This window comes from Roseinatronobacter sp. S2 (assembly GCF_029581395.1).
Lineage (GTDB): Bacteria > Pseudomonadota > Alphaproteobacteria > Rhodobacterales > Rhodobacteraceae > Roseinatronobacter.
Genome location: NZ_CP121113.1, coordinates 1,513,832 through 1,530,487, shown reverse-complemented (window position 1 = coordinate 1,530,487; position 16,656 = coordinate 1,513,832). Strand labels below are relative to the sequence as shown.

The window sequence follows — 16,656 nt, the reverse complement described above, 5'->3', positions numbered from 1 at the left end:
TCCTTCAGCTTCTTTTCCGGTCGCGATTGCCGTGCGTGGGTGCGGCCAAAGCGCGTAGCGCGTCCACGACACCTGAAACGCGGCTGGCCTTGGACCCTTTTACAAGAACAATATCGCCGGGGGCGACCAGCATATGAACCATTGCGGCCAGATCCTGCGCTTTCGCCACATGGCGTCCACGCTGGCGTAATGGCAATTTCCGCGACAGCGCTTCCATACGCGGCCCGACACAATGCACCAGATCCACGCTGGCTATTGCCGTATACTGTGCAATGGCTTCGTGCAGGGCATGTTCCTGCGGGCCCAGTTCCAGCATATCGCCCAGAATGGCAATGCGCCGCCCGCGACGGCCTGTCTGGGTCTGCGCGGGGGTGATTTTCGCCAGCATGTCCAGCGCCGCTTCAAGCGATGCGGGGTTGGCGTTGAAGGCATCGTCGATCAATGTGAAGCTCAGTTCTTCGACCGTGTCCAGCATGATGGTCTGGCGCAGCCCGCGCCCCGCAGGCGGCTGCCAACGACCAAGGCCAAGGGCTGCGCGCGCCAGATCAAGCCCCAGCGCCTGCGCCACCGCCAGACAGCCCAGCCCGTTCATGCCGAAATGCGCACCGGCATTGGCCAGCCTGACGGACACGCGCATCCCGCCAACATTGGCGCGCAAGACCAGCGCGGCCTCGGTCTGGGTCATGTCTTCGGGGGTGACAGCATCCGCGCCATACCCGAACGGCCAAAGTGTTGCGCCCGACCGGACCGCCGCATCCCGCAAAATCGGACTTGTCGGCAGGTCACAGGGGAATATTGCATGACCTTCACGCCCCAGAGCCTTGAAAATACTGGCCTTTTCATGCGCAATGCCGTCGATACTGTCAAACGCTTCCAGATGCGCAGGCGCGATTGTGGTAATCATTGCGACATGTGGGCGGGCCAGTTGCGCAAGCGGTGCAATCTCGCCCGGTTGGTTCATGCCGATTTCAATGACCGCGAAATCCGCATCGGGCGCAAGGCGCGCCAAGGTTATCGGAACCCCCCAGTGATTGTTGAAGCTGGCTTCCGCCGCATGGGTCTTGCCAATCTCGGACAGCATTTCGCGCAGCATTTCCTTGGTCGAGGTTTTGCCCACAGACCCTGTCACAGCAATGACCTTGGCGCGGCTGCGCGCACGCCCCGCCGCGCCAAGTGCACTCAGCGCGGCCATCACATCGGGCACGATCAGCAGGGGTGCATCATGCGGCACCCCGTCTGGAATATGGTCCACCATGGCCGCGGCCGCGCCTTGTTGCAGGGCCTGCGTCACGAAATCATGCCCGTCCCGTGCGGCTTTCAGTGCGACAAACAAATCCCCCGGCTGCAAGCTGCGCGTGTCAATCGAAATGCCGCTGGCGGTCCAGTCGGCGCTGGCCTGCCCGCCTGTTGCGCGCGCGGCGTCGGATGCTGTCCAAAGGGTCATGCGCGGGCCTCCAGTGCGGCGATGGCAACGCTTGCCTGTTCGACATCATCAAAGGGATAGACAGTGTCGCCAACGATCTGGCCGGTTTCATGGCCCTTGCCTGCAACCAGAAGCGCATCGCCCGGTCCCAGCGCATCGACTGCGCGCAAGATCGCCTCGGCGCGGTCGGACACTTCAAGGCCCTCCGGGCATCCTTGCAGAACCTGAAGGCGGATCTGCGCAGGGTCTTCGGACCTGGGGTTGTCATCGGTCACATAGGCAAGATCGGCATGGTTCGCGGCCGCCTGTCCCATCAACGGACGCTTGCCCTTGTCGCGGTCCCCGCCTGCGCCGAACACGACAAGCAGACGCCCCATGACATGCGGGCGCAGCGCTTTCAGCGCAACCTCCAGCGCGCCGGGCGTATGCGCATAATCAACGAACACGGGGGCACCATTGGCGCGCGTTCCCGCAAGCTGCATGCGTCCGCGCACCCCGTCCAGCAGCGACAGGCGCAGCGCAACATCATCAGGGTCGTCCCCGCAGGCCAGCACCAGCCCAACCGCGGCCAACACATTTTCAGCCTGAAACCCGCCAATCAGCGGCAGGTATTCCTGATAGGTCTTGCCCGCATAACTGAAGCGCAACGTCTGCCCCGCCGCGTCAAAACGCTGGCCCAGAATGCACAAATCTGCATCCTTGTTCCGCCCGATGGTCAGCGTGCCCTGCCCGCGCGCTTCGGCAATGGCCAGAATATCCGGCCCGCGCGGGTCATCCATATTTATGACGGCCACACCATCATCGGGCAAAAGCCTGTCGAAAAGCTGCGCCTTGGCCGCGAAATAGGCATCCATCGTGGCGTGATAGTCCAGATGATCCTGCGACAGGTTGGTAAATGCGGCCGCGCGCAGGCGCACCCCGTCAAGGCGGCGCTGGTCCAACCCGTGCGAAGATGCCTCCATCGCGGCATGCGTGACACCTGCCTGCGCCATCTCGGCCAGCAGGCGGTGCAGGGTAATCGGGTCCGGCGTGGTATGGGCCAGCGGGGCCGAATACGCCCCTTCGACACCGGTGGTGCCCAAATTCACGGCGTCATGGTCCAGAAACGTCCAGATCTGGCGCGCGAAACTGGCAACCGATGTTTTGCCGTTCGTGCCTGTCACCGCAACCATCTGCGATGGCTGGGCTTGAAACCACAGTGCGCAGGCCGACGCGAAAGCGGCGCGCGGGTCTTCGGCCAGAACAAGCGCGGCGTCTGATCCTGCAAGCGCGTCTTTTGCTATTTCGGCGCCTTCGCGGTCAGTCAGAATGGCAGATGCCCCCATGCGCAGCGCATAGGTGATAAATTCACCCCCGTGCACACGACTGCCGGGCAGCGCTGCAAACAACGCCCCCTTGCGCACCTGCCTGCTGTCCAGCGCCAATCCGCTGATGATGACATTGGACCCGCGGGTCGGGCTTAGTCCAAGCGCGGAAAGCGGGCGTAGAGGCGGCTGGTCAGTCACGCGCGTTGGCTCCTTGCGGGGTGGAAGTGCTGCCTGTTAGCCCAAAACGGAACCGCTGTTCAATGGCGCACTGAAGATTGATGTGCAGCATCGAAGGACGCATTGGCGGCTTCCAGCCGAATGGGCCGTATATCCAGCAATGGCGCAATGCGGCGCGTAATCTCGGCGGAGACGGGAACTGCGGTCCAGCCAGCCGTGCGGCGCGGTTCGGGTCCGGTGGTGTCTGCCCCCTCATCAAGGGTGACGATCAGCACATAGCGCGGGTCATGCGATGGAAATACGCTGGCAAATGTCGCCAGAACCGCATCCTTCATATAACCGCCGCGCGGCCCCGGTTTATCCGCTGATCCGGTCTTGCCCCCCACGGGATAGCCCGCGATGCGCGCGAACGATGCCGTGCCTTCCTGCACCACCTGATGCAGCATCAGGCGCAACTGTTGCGATGTCTGCGCCGAAATGATCTGCGCGCCCGCCTGCACATTTTCCTGACGCTGCAATGTCGGCGTGATCTTGCGGCCACCATTGACAAGGCTGGCGTAACCTGCGGCCAGCGCCAGCGGGCTTGTGGACATGCCATGCCCGTAAGAAATGGTCATCACCGACAAATCCGACCAGCGATCAGGCAACAACGGGCGCGACCGCGCCGCTTCGGCCAATTCGATCGGCGCAGGGTCCAGAAATCCGAACTTGCGCAAGAAGTCCTGCTGCGCTTCGGCGCCAATGGCCTGCATGATGCGCGCGGTGCCGATATTTGACGATTTGACCATCACTTCCTTGACCGACAATTCCGACCCATAGTTGCGGAAGTCATTGATACGAAACCGCCCCCATGTCAGCGGGCCGCGTGTGTCGATCATAGTGGCGGGTGTGACCGCGCCCGAATCCAAGCCCTGCGCCACGGCAAAACTTTTCATCACCGACCCAAGTTCGTAATACCCCTGCACCGCACGGTTGAACAACGGGCTGTCTGCGGGTTCGCCTTCGGTCGGGGGGGCGGGGCGCAGGTTGGGGTCAAAATCCGGCAGGGACACAAGGCTGATCACTTCGCCCGTATAGACATCCATCAACACCGCCGATGCGCCTTTGGCATTCAGCATATGCATGCCGCCTTCCAGCACTTCCGTCACCGTGGCCTGAACCGTCAGATCAAGGGACAAATGCAACGGTTCTTTTACCTTGGCGGGGTCGCGCAGGCGGCTGTCAAAATACAATTCCGTTCCCGCAACCCCCAGCAGTTCCGCTGCGCGCACCCCTTGCTGGCCATAGCGCGCGCCACCAAGGACATGTGCGGCAATGCGGCCATTTGGATAGACGCGCATGTCACGCGGGCCAAACAACAAGCCCGGCTCGCCAATGTCATGCACGGCCTGTTGTTGTTCGGGCGACAGCTGGGCGCGTATCCAGATGAAGCGGCGCTGCGGGTCGGTAAACCGTGCAGCCATGCGGTCGGCATCAATATCGGGGAAGATGCGCGCCAGTTCCCGGGCCGCGCGCACCGGGTCCACCATACGGCGGGTTTCGGCATATAGCGCATGGGTGGGCAGGTTCGTGGCAAGAACGCGCCCTTCGCGGTCAAGAATATCGGCGCGCGCGCTGGAAATATCCTCGGACAGCCCAACACTCATTTCAAGCGGTGCGGTCGCGGCCAGAAGCCCCATGCGCGCGCCCAGCAGCACAAAACCACATAAGAACAGCAACGCCAGCGTCAACAAGCGCCCCTCGGCTTGATTGCGGGCCGCGTCGCGCATGTTTTCAAGGCGCAGACGGCGGTTTTCCTGTTCGATATAGTCAGGGTTTTCGCCGGTTTCGCGCGCTTTCAGCACACGCGCCAGCGGACGCAGCGGGGTGCGCATCATGGCGTGTCCTCCTGTGGCGCGGGGGGGGTGGATTGCAGATCACCGAACACTTCGACGGCGGTGGAATAGTCGCTGCGCAGCACCGGCAGCGGATAGGCGACCTGTCCGATTTCGCCGAAATGGTCTGCGGTCATAGGCACCAGCCGCAAACGCGCGAAATTCACATCCACAAGTTCGCGCAGCCTGTCTGGGCGGTTCAGATAGGCCCATTCGGTGCGCTGGATGGTTATGGCATTGCTCAGGCTTGCAACTTCGCGCTCTAGCGCGCGGCGTTCATTCATGGCCTGCTGGGTCAGGTGGTTTTCACGGTAGGCCCATGCGGCAAGACCGATCACGGCCAAAGCAGTCAGGAAATACAGAAAACTTCGCATGATGTCCTATTCCAGATTATCAAGGGCAAGTCCCGGCAACCCAAGGGCGGCACGGTCGGCTTTTGCGGCGGGGGCATCGGTGCGCAATGCCATGCGCAACCGCGCAGACCGCGCGCGCGGGTTTTGCGCCAGTTCATCGGCATCCGCACTGACCCCGCGTTTTTCAACAAGGCTGAAGCGCGGGGCATCTGTCGGCGCTTCGGGCGCATATCTGTTGGCACGCCCGCCCTGCCCGGCACGCAGATGCAAGAAGCGCTTCACGATACGGTCTTCCAGCGAATGAAAGCTGACAACCGCCAGCTTGCCGCCGGGACGCAGCGCGCGTTCCGCCGCTTCCAACCCCTGCACAAGGGATTCGAATTCGGTGTTCACCGCAATGCGTAGCGCCTGAAAGCTGCGGGTGGCGGGGTGGCTTTGGCCGGGTTTCGGACGCGGCAGGCAGCTTGAAACAATTTCGGACAGGTGCAGCGTTGTTGTGACGGGACTTTCAGCCCGCGCGCGACCGATTGCGCGCGCAATCCTGCGTGATGCACGTTCCTCGCCGTAATGATACAGGATATCGGCCAGGACGGCTTCGGGCGCGGTGTTCACCAGATCGGCGGCACTTGGTCCCGATTGCGACATACGCATGTCCAGCGGGCCATCCTTGCCGAATGAAAAGCCGCGTTCAGCCTGATCAAGCTGCATCGACGACACGCCAAGATCCAGCACAATCCCGTCCACGGGCCCGCCCGCATGCTGGTCAAGCTGGGCAAAATTTCCCTGAACCAGCCGCAGTCTGTCACCATAGCGTCCCGCCCAGTCGCGCGCCATGTCCAGCGCCAGCGGGTCACGGTCCACGCCGATCACCTGACCCGCGCCCGCATCCAGCAGCGCGCGGGCATACCCGCCCGCCCCGAATGTGCCGTCCAGCCAGACCCCTGAAACAGGGGCCAGATGGGCCAGAATGGGGCGTATCAGAACCGGAATATGGGGGGCTTGTTCCTGCGGTGTCATGTCGAACTGGGGCGCGGTGGCAATTTCGTCAGCGGATTGAAGCGCGGTCCCTGATCGGCCATATAGGCGCGGGTTGCCGCTGTCTTGGTCGCTTCAAACGTGTCTTCGCGCCAGATCTGGAACCGGTCACCCAGCGCAATGAACAGCGCCTTTTCATCGCCATCCAGACCAATCTTGTCACGCAGCTTTTGCGGCAGCACGATACGGCCGTCTTCGTCAATCTGAATGTCCTGCGCCAGCCCGTGAAACAGCAATTCCAGCGCTTCGCGGTCATCGCTGCCGGGTTGCATCTGGTCGATGCGTTCTTCGATATCCTCGATGGCGTTGACGGTGTAGCAATCCAGCCAGTTCTGGTCGTCCAAGCCGTAGACGATCACCAGATTGGGGCGCAGGCCGTCGGTCCAGTCGGGATCTCCGGTTTCGACAACACGACGGAAAGAGGCCGGGATTGATACCCTTCCCTTGCTGTCCACCTTTTGGTGGAAGGAGCCTCTGAACCTGCGTGCCACTGCCCGGCGGTCCCTTTTTGTCATGGACCCCGTCCAGCGGGATCTGAAAATGAAAACGGCGGATCGAGCTGCTGCCACTGCCCGATCCGCCGACTGTCCCATCGCTGGGTGCCCGGTTTGCGCTGCGTCCTTGGGGGAGGAAATGCTGCCTGCCTGCGCGCCGGATCTGTTTGTTTCAAGATAAAGCGGGTGCCTGTATGAAACTGTCTGCCTCGGTCGGGGTCTTTGTTGCCCCTTTACTGCCCGTCTATCTTGCATAAAGGGATGACATGGGAATGCATGGTAATCAACTGGAAAATACGGGTAGGCAATGGCTGGACCGCGCGACAATCCTACTGTATTCAGTAATGGAATTCCAAAAATCACTAGATGTTGCGTGAACATTCCAAGAACCGCCCCAAATGCCGCATGACCATGCCGTCCCATTCAGCACTTCATGGGCCTGAAGAAAGTTCGGAATATTTTTACGCAACTGCCCCAACGTTGCATATCGGCAACAACAAAATGCCAGATCGAATGGTCAATTTTGCGGATTCTGGCGGGAATCACCTGAAATCACGGCGAATCACGGGCCGTTGATTCGGATGTCATTTGCAATCAGCCCATTGCGCGGGTGCTTACCGTCTGGATGAAGCGTCATTCCCATAAAATACCATCCGCAGTACCGGCAGTGTGCAGGGGCATGCTCGCGCGGGTTTGGCGGTCCGACGGATGGCGCACCCGCAGGCGGCGTAGTCACCTGTTCTGATTGTGACGTCGTGATGCTCACCCCGCCCTCAGGACACTACCGGCAATTCCGTGATCTTGTAGTGATGCGCAATCCGCCTGCCCGCCACCAACAGCTTTGCAATCGCTATGACAAGCGGCCCCTGATCGGTCTGAAAGCAAAGTTCAGGCAGATACGCCCCTTTACAGGTTTGCAGGCAACCACAGCGCCAGATCCGGCACCGCGATCAACAAAAAAGCCATCAGCAGCATCAGGCCTGCGTAGGGAATCGCGCCGATCATGACCTCGGACAGGTTGCCGCCCCGCCTTGCCCCCTGCACCACATATAGGTTCAGCCCCACGGGCGGCGTAATCAGCGCCATTTCCACCAGCACGATCATCAGAATGCCGAACCAGATCGGATCATAGCCCAGCCCCACGACAATCGGCACCATGATGGGAATGGTGATGACCATCAGCGACAGCGTCTCAATAAAGAACCCCAGCACGATATAGATTGCGACAATCACCATCAGCGTCATGAACGGGGTAAACCCCAGCCCTTCCATGAAGGCGCGCAATTCGCGGCCCAGCCCTGCGCTGGACAAGGTGAAATTCAGAAACGCCGCGCCCAGCACCACCAGCATGATCATTGCAGTGATGCGCATGGTGCCAAACAACGATTCCTTCAGCATGGGCCAGTTTACGCCCCCCGAAAGACCCGCGATCACAAAGGCCATGCCAACGCCCACAGCGGCCGCTTCGGTCGGTGTGGCCCAGCCTTGATAGATGGACCCGACAATCGCGGCAAATAGCAGAAAGATCGGAATCAGATGCACCAGAACGCCCAGCATTTCGGGAAAAGGGTAGCGCCGCCGCTCGCCCCCCAGTTCGGGGCGCACCATGCAGATCAGCGCGGTCAGCATACTAAAGCCCATGGCCAGCATCAACCCCGGTATAAGCCCCGCCACGAACAGTTGCGGGATCGATGTTTCGGTTAGAAAACCATAGACGATCAGGTTGATGGACGGCGGGATCATGATGCCCAATGTCCCGCCCGCAGCAATTGCGCCTGAAAACAGGCGTGGGTCATAGCCCAGCCGTTCTGCCTGCGGCATCGCGACCGTCGCCACAGTCGCCGCTGTGGCCACCGATGAACCTGACGTGGCCGAAAACAGCGTCGCCGTGCCGATATTGGCATGGATCAGCCCGCCCGGCAGCCAGCTTAGCCAGCGATCAAGTGCTGCATAGGTTTTCGCCGCCACCCCGCCGCGCACCAGCACTTCGCCCAACAGCACAAAGAAGGGAATCGCGATCAGGGTCGAGGAATTTGACGACGACCACACAAACTGCCCAAGGCCGCGGATCAACGGGAAGGGCGTGAAAAACTGGTCCACGCCAAACCCCAGCAAAAACAACACAATGCCCACCGGAATGGTCAGCGCCATCAGCCCTAGCAACCCGCTGAAGATGTACAGGATCATCTCGATTGCTCCAGTTCATCCGCGATCTCGTTGCGAATGCCGATGCGGCGCTCCACCACGCCCGGTTTGCCCTGCAACACCAGAATAATGCACAGCAGCGTGACCGCGCTGCACATAAGCGCAAACCACACCCACCCCGCAAACCACAGGCTTTGCGGGATCCATAGGGGTGTTTCCAGCACAGTGTTGGCGCGCGAATTGTTGGTGATGGACCGCGCCAGAACGGGCCATGCCCGAAAGGCAATAATGATCACCGTGGCCGACATGGCCAGCATCGCCAGCAGGTCCAGAAACACCCGCCCCCAGCTTGCAAGGCGGGTGCGCAACACCTCGATCCGGATATGGGACAGTTCAAGAAGCGCAAAGCCCATACCCCATGCTGTCGTTACGGCCATCACATAGCCGGTGATTTCCGTTGTGCCGCCCAGCGATGTGCCAAAGCGGCGCAAAGTGATTTCGAGCAGCACATAGCCCACGCAGGCCAGCAGACCCAAGCCCACCACCAGCGCGATCACGCGGTTTATCTGACGCAGAAGATCGAAAATCCGCATGACCATGTGCTGCCCCTTTTTATGTAGCGGCTATCAATCCAGCGGGACCGTCACGCCAACCACCGCGCCCACGCTGTCATTCCAGCGTTGCGCCCAGTCATTGCCCGCGCGCGCCGCCCAGTCGGGCAGCACTTCGGCAATCAGGATAGTGCGGGCGGCGTCAAAATCGGCCTCTGACGCTTCAACAAGGACCATATCACGCGCATCGCCGTAAGGGCAGTCGCCATTGCCTGTCAGGCAGGCCACATCATTGACCAGCGCATCCTGCGCCGAGGCCCATGCGGGCGCTTCGAATTCGGTGGCGATGGTGGCCGCGATCAGGTCCTGCATATCGGCATCAAGACTGTTCCAGAGATCCAGATTGATGGCCGTCACCACAGGGTCCCAGCCGCCCAGTGGCAGCGTGACCAGATGGGTGGACACTTCCCACCACCCCGCATTGTAGCCCGACCCCGCGCCCGTCACCGCGCAGTCAATCGCGCCGCGCTGCAATGCGCCCGGCACTTCGCCGAAATCGACATTCACGCCCTCTGCGCCCAGCGCTTCCAGCAGTTTCGCGGTCATCCGGCCCGACCCGCGCACTTTCAGCCCGCGCATGTCATCCAGCCCCGACACTTCGGCATTGCAAAACACGATCTGCGGCGGATAGGGCGCAATCGCAAGCACATGGCTGTTGAACCGTTCGCGGAAGATATCATCCACCATCGGGCGCGCGGCGTCGACCATGGCCAGTGCCGTGTCGGCATCAAGTGCGACCAGCGGCACATCAAGACCCTCCAGCTCTGGCGCATCGGCCACAGCGTAATCGCCCACGGTCATGGCGACATCATACACACCATCGCCCAGCAGGTTGAACACATCGCCCACGCCAAGGCCCATTTCATTATGCGTGGTCAATGCAACCTCCAGCGCGCCATCTGACGCGGCGGGCAGGGTTTCATTCCAGAACGGGGCCTCGAACTGCTGGTGCAGGGGCAGGTTTGACCAACTGCCGACCACAGACAACATTTCGGCACTGGCCGGCATGGCCAGCGCGCTGGACAACATAAGCGTTGATGCAAGCTTGAGTTTCATGGGTCTCTCCACTGTTGGTTGAGGGTTTCTTATCGTTTCTTATGGTTTCCAGATTGGCTGCGCCGCACCCTCGTCAATGTCGGCAATCAGCATATGTCCGGGCGCATGCGTGATAACCAGCGGGATGCCTGCGGACAGCAGTGCGTTTTGCGATGTCACGCCACATGCCCAGAATACCGGCACGTCATCGGGGTCCATGCGAACCGCCTGCCCCCATTCGGGCGCATCCAGATTGGCAATACCGATGGCTGCCGGGTCCCCAACATGCACGGGCGCGCCATGCGCAAGCGGGTATTGCGCGCAGATTTCCACCGCGCGGGGCACATCGCCACCGCGCAGCGGGCGCATGGACACCACCATGGTCCCGCCGAACATATTGCCCTGCTCCAGCGGCAGGGATGTGCGATACATGGGCACCGTCAGGTTCTGCGCGACATGGCGCATGGGAATGCCTGCCGCCATCAGCGCACGTTCGAACGTAAACGAACACCCAAGCGCGACCGTCACCATGTCATCGCGCCAATGCGCGGCGATATCCGTCACTTCTTCGGCGAACTGGCCATCCCGATACAGCCGGTAGCGCGGCAGATCATGGCGGACATCAATATCCGGCCCCAATGTTGGCAAGGCAGGGTCGCCCGTTTCACCAACCCCCACAATCGGGCAGGGTTTGGGGTTGCGCAGACAAAAGCGCAGAAAATCCAGCGCATAGGCGCCCGGCAGGATGGCGATGTTGCATTGCAGCTTACCCGGCGCAAGTCCGGCAGTGTGGCCGCTGAATGCGCCTGAACGGATCGCCGCGCGCAATTCGGCCAGTGTTGGGGAACTGCCTATGCCCTGATCTGTCACGCCCGCCCCCCTGCTTGTTGTCATGCGCCGTTATGGGGGATGGTTGCGGATAAGTTGTATCAGATCAAATCGTAATTTTTGATACTTGATGATCAATTCAGGTGATCACCAAAGCCGTGCCACTTCTGCTGCGAAATGCGCGCAGCGTTCAGCCAGTGAATTGCGCGGCTCTGCCATCCAGGATGCCGTGAAATCCAGCGATGACGGGGTCCAGCCGGGGTCGAAACGGCATAATTGCCCAGACGTGACACGGTCCTGCGCCAGTGCATTCGGGATCGGCCCGACCCCGATACCCGATGCAATCATCTGGATACTGGCCGACAGCGACGCACAGCTGAACACCCGCACGCCCGGGCCGTGGCGTTTGCCTAATTCCTCGACCAGTTCACGATAAGGGCGGGTGTTGCGCGCATAGCTGATGACAGGCGTTTTCAGAAAATCGGGCGGTCCGCCTTTGGCCGCCCGATACCAGCCCAATTCAAAACTGGGCAGCGCAACATTATTGACCGAATAGGCCGATACAGGCCCCATAAGCAGGGCCAGATCAAGCTGGCGCGCCAGCAGCGCCTCGCGCAGGTTGAAAGATATATCGACGGTCAGTTCCAGATTCAGGCGCGGGTATTGTCGGCTTAGCCCTTCCAGAAAACGGGGCAGCCATGTTTCGGCTATGGTTTCCGACGCGCCGACACGAAACAACCCTTCCAGTCCCGTTGGGTCACTGACACGCTGGCGGATTTCTTCCTGCACAAAGATAATCTGCTCGGCATATCCGCGCAGCAACTCGCCTTCGCGTGTCAGCACCACCCCGCGTGTCGTGCGTTCAAACAGTTTGACCTGAAGCGTGTCCTCAAGGGCCTGCAAGCGCGCGGTCACTGCGGGTTGCGAAATATTCATCTGTTCGGCGGCGCGGCGCACGCCCTGCAAGCGCGCAACCCAAAGAAACGTCTGTAACTGGTCCAGCGTCACAGCGCGCGCGCACCGTCAAAGGGCTGCACGCTGATACCCGCCGCCCTTAAGCCCGCATGCAACGCATGGGCCAGCGCCACGGCACCGTCTGTGTCGCCATGCAGGCAGATGGTGTCGATCTGCGCGGGCAAATGCGTGCCCTGCGCCGTGATAATCGCACCCGCCTTCAGCATGGCCAGAATACGCGCACAAACCTGTTCGGGATCATGGATCACCGCGCCGGGCAGCTTGCGGTCCATCAACAGCCCCTGCTCGGTATAGGCGCGGTCGGCAAAAATCTCGGATGCCATGCGCGCGCCAAGGGCGCGGGCCGCAACGGCCTGTGCGGTGCCGGAAATCACCATCAGGATGATCTGCGGATCAACGGCCAATGCCGCTTCATAGCAGGCGCGCGCAAGGGCTTCATCCTCGGCGGCCATATTGGCCAGTGCGCCATGCAGTTTCAGATGGCGCACCTGCCCGCCTGCCTGACGCGCCATGGCCTGCGCGGCACCCAGTTGATAGGCCACCAGATTGCGCGCCTCAACAGGTGCGATCTGCATGCGCCGCCGCCCGAAACCTTGCAGGTCCGGCAAGCCCGGATGCGCGCCGATCCCCACCCTGTTTTCCACCGCCAGCCCCATCGCCTGCGCCATCACATCGGGGTCGCCCGCATGAAATCCGCATGCGATATTGGCCGAGGTGATCACCTTCAGCAGGTCTGCATCCGCGCCCATGGGCCACGGGCCGAAACTTTCGCCCATATCTGCATTCAGGTCTATCCGTGTGATCATGGCATTTCCCTTTCCAGATCATCGCCGCGCGTGACGCCGCTGATCAATTGATAGGCCAGAAGATCGGCCATGTCATGCGGGTCGCGGATCATCGGGCGCAGACCACCGCGCAATCCGGCACGGCGCGCCCCCTCTGCGCGTTCCAGCGCCACGGCCTGTTCCAGATCGACAAAGGCGAATTTCAGCGCAGCGCCCTGCGGGGCCTGCACCAGTCGCGGCAGATCGCACGGCAGCACCGTGCCAATGCGTGGATAACCGCCCGTTGTCTGGCATTCGGCCAGCAGCACAAACGGCGCACCGTCACCCGTGATCTGCACATCCCCCGGAACAATGGTTTCCGACAGAATATTCAGGCCCGCATCCAGACCAAACCCCGCACCGTCACACACCAGCCGCTGGCCCATACGGTTGCCACGTGCATCCTTGCAAAAGGTGGTGTCTTGAAACCGCGCAAGTTCCGCCTGCGCAAACAGCCGCGTTTGCGGGGTTTGCACCAACCGCAAGGTGCCGCCATCGAAGCGCGGCAAAGGCGTGAATGTCTGGCCCACGCGTGTGCCATTGTCAGCACCGGTCGTCAGGTTGTCCCCGTCTGCCAGCATCCGCCCCACGCCCGCCGCAAGATGCGCGGAGCGCGCGCCAAGCATCACATCCGCATCAATCCCGCCGCCGATATGCACATAGCTGTAGCCGCCCGCACTGCCTGCCAGATCCAGCGTGGCCCCTGCGGGCAGCATGTGGCTGGCATTCCATGCCAGCGCCGCCCCATCACAGTGCGCGCGCATCGGTGCGCCCGTCAGCGCAATGCGCACAGGGTCGGACACCTGAAAGGTCACAAAACTGCCCGCCACTTCGATCGCCGCGAAACTGTCATCCTGCCCCAGCAACGCCGCCCCTTCTGCAAGTGCCAGCAGATCAGCCGCACCGCCGCGTGACAGGCCCTGCGCCAGATATCCCGCGCGGCCACGATCCTGAAGCGTGACCCCCGGCCCTGCGCGTTGCACCGTGATCCCTGCCATCAGCCCAGCTTCTCCGACACGGCACCGCCCGCGTCATCGCTCTGGCGGATGTTTTCATATTCTTCGCGCGTGACAGGCTTGAAGACCACCTCGTCGCCAGGGCGCAGCACAAACGGGTCGGGCTGGTCCGGCCGGAACAGCCGCAGCGCCGTCTGGCCGACATGACGCCAGCCTGTGGGTGTGCTGACGGAAAACAGCACCATCTGGCGAATGGCCACCGCCAATGCCCCTTCGGGCACGCGCGGTGTCAGGCTGGTCTGGCGCGGAATGTCCCATTCGGGCGGCAATTCGCCCAAGTATGGCTGGCCCGGCGCGAAACCAATGGTCTGCACACGCAAAGGGGCAGCACAGATCGCGGCGATTGCGTCCTTGGCCGACAGGCCCGCCAGTTCGGCGGCATCATCAAGCTGCGGTGCAAGATCGGTGCCAAACACCGCTGGCACATGCCATAGCCTGCGCCCTTGGGGCAACGGGGCCTGATACCAGTCGCGATGCGCAAGCATATCGGCAAGCTTGCGACGCAACTGCGCATGATCCGCACCGTCCAGATCAAAGCGCAGATAAGTTGACGTAAGCGAGGTTGCCGTTTCCACAACCGCTGACAGGTCTTCCGCCTCGATCGCGGCGCGAAACGCCAGCGCCGCACGGTTTGCAGCCTCGTTCAGCTGCGACCCGAAGCTGACCAGCAGCCCATCGACGCCAATCGACTTGATCGACGGCAGGCCCGCGGCCGCATCGCCTATGTCGGTAATGTCGGTAATGTCGGCCACACAAGCCCCTTCCCTTTACTCGCTTGCATTACATTGACAATTTATCGTCAAATTGTCAATGTATCTCTCACGCTCCGCCCCTGACAGGATGTAATCCCATGACGCGCCCCCCTGATACCGCACCGCAACATGACAGCTTTCCCGCAGATATCGGGCCGGTCGTCAGCTCGGCGCATCTGGCGAATTCGTCCCTGCCTGCGCTGTCCGAACTGGAATTTGCCCTGACCATGGCCAATAATGCCTTTCAACGCTGGATGGTGCGCTGCATGACCGCCGCAGGCATGCCGGGCTTGTCACCGCTGGACGTGCTGATCGTGCATCTGGTCAACCACCGCGACCGCACCAAGACGCTGGCAGATATCTGCCTTGTGCTGAATATTGAGGACACGCATCTGGCCAATTACGCCATCCGCAAACTGGTGCAGCACGGGCTGGTCAGGACAGGGCGCACGGGCAAGGAAAAAACCGTGGCCATAACCGACGAAGGGCAGGCGCTGTGCACCCGCTACGCCGAAATCCGCGAAGCGCTGGTCGTGCGCGCCGCCCGCCAGATGGGCCATGACCCTGCCGATATCAGCCGCATGGCGGCCATGCTGCGCACGTTGTCAGGGGCCTATGATCAGGCCGCACGCGCGGCTGCGGCGATGTGACCCATGCCGCAGTCGGGGAACTGCTTAAGAAACTGTCGCAATCGCCCGTCATGCGCGCCAATCCAGAACCGATGATCGCGCGATGCATCGCGTCACGCCCCTTGCATCCGCGCCCGTCGCCCCCTACATTAGGCATGTTCCGCAAGGGACTATGGACATAAACGCGCTCGTAATAAGCGGATCGGACCCGGGGGCGGTACCCGGCGGCTCCACCATTCATCCTTCATTTGGGGACAATGGGGCCGAAACAGGATCGACGAACGTCTAAAGGGGTTAGCTTTGTCTCGGTGAGCCACCACCGTTATCGGTGCAAATCGTACAGTTGCAAATGACAACCGTGCTCCGGTAGCAGTTGCTGCGTAAGCAGTAACCAAACCGAAACTTAAGCCCTTGCGCTTAGCCGCGTAAGGCGGGGTTCGCAGGCACCTGGCAACAGAAGCCTGCATTTTCATACATATAGCCAACTTTGACGACGTCTTTGCACGAATGGCAGGCGGCTGGCAAAAAGTGGCAAAAAGCGCGTCCCCCCTCTTTCATTCGGGGATGATTTGCTTATGCTGCAAAAGCAAGGCACATGGGACATGTCACATGGAATACGTCACATGGGGCACGGCAAAATGCGAAGGTTGAACCAGACATGACACGCGGCATAGATTACGGCAATTTGATGCACGAAGCCATGCGCGGCCTGATCCGCAGCGTGATGGAAGGTGTGGCGCAAAACGGCCTGCCCGGCGCGCATCATTTCTTCATCACCGTTGATACCGGCCACCCTGACATGCAGATGGCCGACTGGCTGCGCGACCGCTATCCCGAAGAAATCACGCTTGTGGTGCAAAACTGGTTCGACAATCTGGTGGTCGATCCTGACGGGTTCGCGATCACGCTGAATTTCGGCAATTCGCCTGAACCGCTGTATATTCCCTTCGATGCGATTTCGACATTTGTTGACCCGTCGGTAGAATTCGGCCTGCGGTTCGAATTGCAGGGCGATGAAGACGACGAGGACGAAGACGACAGCTTTGACGAGGCCCCGATGATGGAAGACGCCCCGTCAGAGGAGAAAAGCGGCGAAGTCGTCAGTCTGGACAAGTTTCGCAAGTAATCAGGGGACTGCCCCCGCGCGCGCATTGTCGCGGGAATGCAGGAAACAGGTC

The 16,656-nt window shown here is 61.2% G+C and carries 16 protein-coding genes and 1 other RNA gene; 3 read left to right on the top strand and 14 right to left on the bottom strand.

The features are described from left to right. Nucleotides 1-4: 4 nt before the first annotated feature. The 14 genes from murF to P8S53_RS07175 all read right to left on the bottom strand — a co-directional run bounded on the left by murF (nucleotide 5) and on the right by P8S53_RS07175 (nucleotide 14,840). Nucleotides 5-1,444: a UDP-N-acetylmuramoyl-tripeptide--D-alanyl-D-alanine ligase gene (gene murF / locus P8S53_RS07240; protein WP_277806471.1), complete on the bottom strand. Its 1,440-nt coding sequence runs from the start codon at nucleotides 1,442-1,444 to the stop codon at nucleotides 5-7. Further along, entirely contained in the window at nucleotides 1,441-2,928 is a 1,488-nt protein-coding gene (locus P8S53_RS07235) for a UDP-N-acetylmuramoyl-L-alanyl-D-glutamate--2,6-diaminopimelate ligase (RefSeq protein ID WP_277806470.1), read from the bottom strand. The genes murF and P8S53_RS07235 overlap by 4 nt, the downstream gene beginning before the upstream one ends. Nucleotides 2,929-2,987: 59 nt before the next feature. Further along, nucleotides 2,988-4,784, bottom strand: a complete 1,797-nt coding sequence (locus tag P8S53_RS07230) for a penicillin-binding protein 2 (RefSeq protein ID WP_277806469.1) — start codon at nucleotides 4,782-4,784, stop codon at nucleotides 2,988-2,990. Further along, on the bottom strand, nucleotides 4,781-5,155 hold the full coding sequence (locus P8S53_RS07225) for a hypothetical protein (protein WP_277806468.1): 375 nt from the start codon (nucleotides 5,153-5,155) through the stop codon (nucleotides 4,781-4,783). Before P8S53_RS07225 ends, P8S53_RS07230 begins: the two co-directional genes overlap by 4 nt. A 6-nt stretch (nucleotides 5,156-5,161) precedes the next feature. After that, nucleotides 5,162-6,151 carry a 16S rRNA (cytosine(1402)-N(4))-methyltransferase RsmH gene (gene rsmH, locus P8S53_RS07220; protein ID WP_277806467.1) on the bottom strand — a complete coding sequence of 330 codons (990 nt, stop codon included), beginning with the start codon at nucleotides 6,149-6,151 and terminating at the stop codon, nucleotides 5,162-5,164. Next, nucleotides 6,148-6,684 carry a division/cell wall cluster transcriptional repressor MraZ gene (gene mraZ / locus P8S53_RS07215; protein ID WP_277806466.1) on the bottom strand — a complete coding sequence of 179 codons (537 nt, stop codon included), beginning with the start codon at nucleotides 6,682-6,684 and terminating at the stop codon, nucleotides 6,148-6,150. Before mraZ ends, rsmH begins: the two co-directional genes overlap by 4 nt. 885 nt (nucleotides 6,685-7,569) lie before the next feature. Continuing rightward, entirely contained in the window at nucleotides 7,570-8,850 is a 1,281-nt protein-coding gene (locus P8S53_RS07210; protein ID WP_277806465.1) for a TRAP transporter large permease, read from the bottom strand. Then, nucleotides 8,847-9,407: a TRAP transporter small permease subunit gene (locus P8S53_RS07205; protein WP_277806464.1), complete on the bottom strand. Its 561-nt coding sequence runs from the start codon at nucleotides 9,405-9,407 to the stop codon at nucleotides 8,847-8,849. The genes P8S53_RS07210 and P8S53_RS07205 overlap by 4 nt, the downstream gene beginning before the upstream one ends. Nucleotides 9,408-9,434: 27 nt before the next feature. After that, complete coding sequence (locus P8S53_RS07200; protein WP_277806463.1) at nucleotides 9,435-10,475, bottom strand: TRAP transporter substrate-binding protein; 1,041 nt, start codon at nucleotides 10,473-10,475, stop codon at nucleotides 9,435-9,437. A 39-nt stretch (nucleotides 10,476-10,514) separates the two neighbouring features. After that, on the bottom strand, nucleotides 10,515-11,348 hold the full coding sequence (locus P8S53_RS07195) for a putative hydro-lyase (protein WP_277806462.1): 834 nt from the start codon (nucleotides 11,346-11,348) through the stop codon (nucleotides 10,515-10,517). An 81-nt stretch (nucleotides 11,349-11,429) separates the two neighbouring features. Further along, nucleotides 11,430-12,290, bottom strand: a complete 861-nt coding sequence (locus P8S53_RS07190) for a LysR family transcriptional regulator (RefSeq protein WP_277806461.1) — start codon at nucleotides 12,288-12,290, stop codon at nucleotides 11,430-11,432. Continuing rightward, the gene (locus P8S53_RS07185) at nucleotides 12,287-13,063 is read right to left on the bottom strand and encodes a LamB/YcsF family protein (RefSeq protein WP_277806460.1); all 777 of its coding nucleotides are present in this window, start codon (nucleotides 13,061-13,063) and stop codon (nucleotides 12,287-12,289) included. Before P8S53_RS07185 ends, P8S53_RS07190 begins: the two co-directional genes overlap by 4 nt. Further along, nucleotides 13,060-14,079 carry a biotin-dependent carboxyltransferase family protein gene (locus P8S53_RS07180; protein ID WP_277806459.1) on the bottom strand — a complete coding sequence of 340 codons (1,020 nt, stop codon included), beginning with the start codon at nucleotides 14,077-14,079 and terminating at the stop codon, nucleotides 13,060-13,062. The genes P8S53_RS07185 and P8S53_RS07180 overlap by 4 nt, the downstream gene beginning before the upstream one ends. Further along, nucleotides 14,079-14,840 carry an allophanate hydrolase subunit 1 gene (locus P8S53_RS07175; protein ID WP_373418517.1) on the bottom strand — a complete coding sequence of 254 codons (762 nt, stop codon included), beginning with the start codon at nucleotides 14,838-14,840 and terminating at the stop codon, nucleotides 14,079-14,081. Before P8S53_RS07175 ends, P8S53_RS07180 begins: the two co-directional genes overlap by 1 nt. A 107-nt stretch (nucleotides 14,841-14,947) precedes the next feature. Here P8S53_RS07175 and P8S53_RS07170 point away from each other — a divergent pair, with 107 nt between their 5' ends. The 3 genes from P8S53_RS07170 to P8S53_RS07165 all read left to right on the top strand — a co-directional run bounded on the left by P8S53_RS07170 (nucleotide 14,948) and on the right by P8S53_RS07165 (nucleotide 16,604). Next, nucleotides 14,948-15,499: a winged helix DNA-binding protein gene (locus P8S53_RS07170; RefSeq protein WP_277806457.1), complete on the top strand. Its 552-nt coding sequence runs from the start codon at nucleotides 14,948-14,950 to the stop codon at nucleotides 15,497-15,499. A gap of 97 nt (nucleotides 15,500-15,596) precedes the next feature. Continuing rightward, nucleotides 15,597-15,946: a transfer-messenger RNA gene (gene ssrA / locus P8S53_RS21300) on the top strand. A gap of 190 nt (nucleotides 15,947-16,136) precedes the next feature. Further along, nucleotides 16,137-16,604, top strand: coding sequence for an SspB family protein (locus P8S53_RS07165; RefSeq protein ID WP_277806456.1), 468 nt, complete (start codon nucleotides 16,137-16,139; stop codon nucleotides 16,602-16,604). The last annotated feature ends 52 nt before the right edge of the window (nucleotides 16,605-16,656 follow it).

Bases quoted from the DNA above. Each gene is read 5' to 3' on its own strand.
- P8S53_RS07185 (WP_277806460.1), bottom strand. From the start codon at position 13,063: ATGATCACACGGATAGACCTGAATGCAGATATGGGCGAAAGTTTCGGC.
- P8S53_RS07200 (WP_277806463.1), bottom strand. From the start codon at position 10,475: ATGAAACTCAAGCTTGCATCAACGCTTATGTTGTCCAGCGCGCTGGCC.
- P8S53_RS07195 (WP_277806462.1), bottom strand. From the start codon at position 11,348: ATGACAACAAGCAGGGGGGCGGGCGTGACAGATCAGGGCATAGGCAGT.
- rsmH (WP_277806467.1), bottom strand. From the start codon at position 6,151: ATGACACCGCAGGAACAAGCCCCCCATATTCCGGTTCTGATACGCCCC.
- P8S53_RS07210 (WP_277806465.1), bottom strand. From the start codon at position 8,850: ATGATCCTGTACATCTTCAGCGGGTTGCTAGGGCTGATGGCGCTGACC.
- P8S53_RS07205 (WP_277806464.1), bottom strand. From the start codon at position 9,407: ATGGTCATGCGGATTTTCGATCTTCTGCGTCAGATAAACCGCGTGATC.
- P8S53_RS07180 (WP_277806459.1), bottom strand. From the start codon at position 14,079: ATGGCAGGGATCACGGTGCAACGCGCAGGGCCGGGGGTCACGCTTCAG.
- P8S53_RS07230 (WP_277806469.1), bottom strand. From the start codon at position 4,784: ATGATGCGCACCCCGCTGCGTCCGCTGGCGCGTGTGCTGAAAGCGCGC.
- mraZ (WP_277806466.1), bottom strand. From the start codon at position 6,684: ATGACAAAAAGGGACCGCCGGGCAGTGGCACGCAGGTTCAGAGGCTCC.
- P8S53_RS07165 (WP_277806456.1), top strand. From the start codon at position 16,137: ATGACACGCGGCATAGATTACGGCAATTTGATGCACGAAGCCATGCGC.
- murF (WP_277806471.1), bottom strand. From the start codon at position 1,444: ATGACCCTTTGGACAGCATCCGACGCCGCGCGCGCAACAGGCGGGCAG.
- P8S53_RS07225 (WP_277806468.1), bottom strand. From the start codon at position 5,155: ATGCGAAGTTTTCTGTATTTCCTGACTGCTTTGGCCGTGATCGGTCTT.
- P8S53_RS07170 (WP_277806457.1), top strand. From the start codon at position 14,948: ATGACGCGCCCCCCTGATACCGCACCGCAACATGACAGCTTTCCCGCA.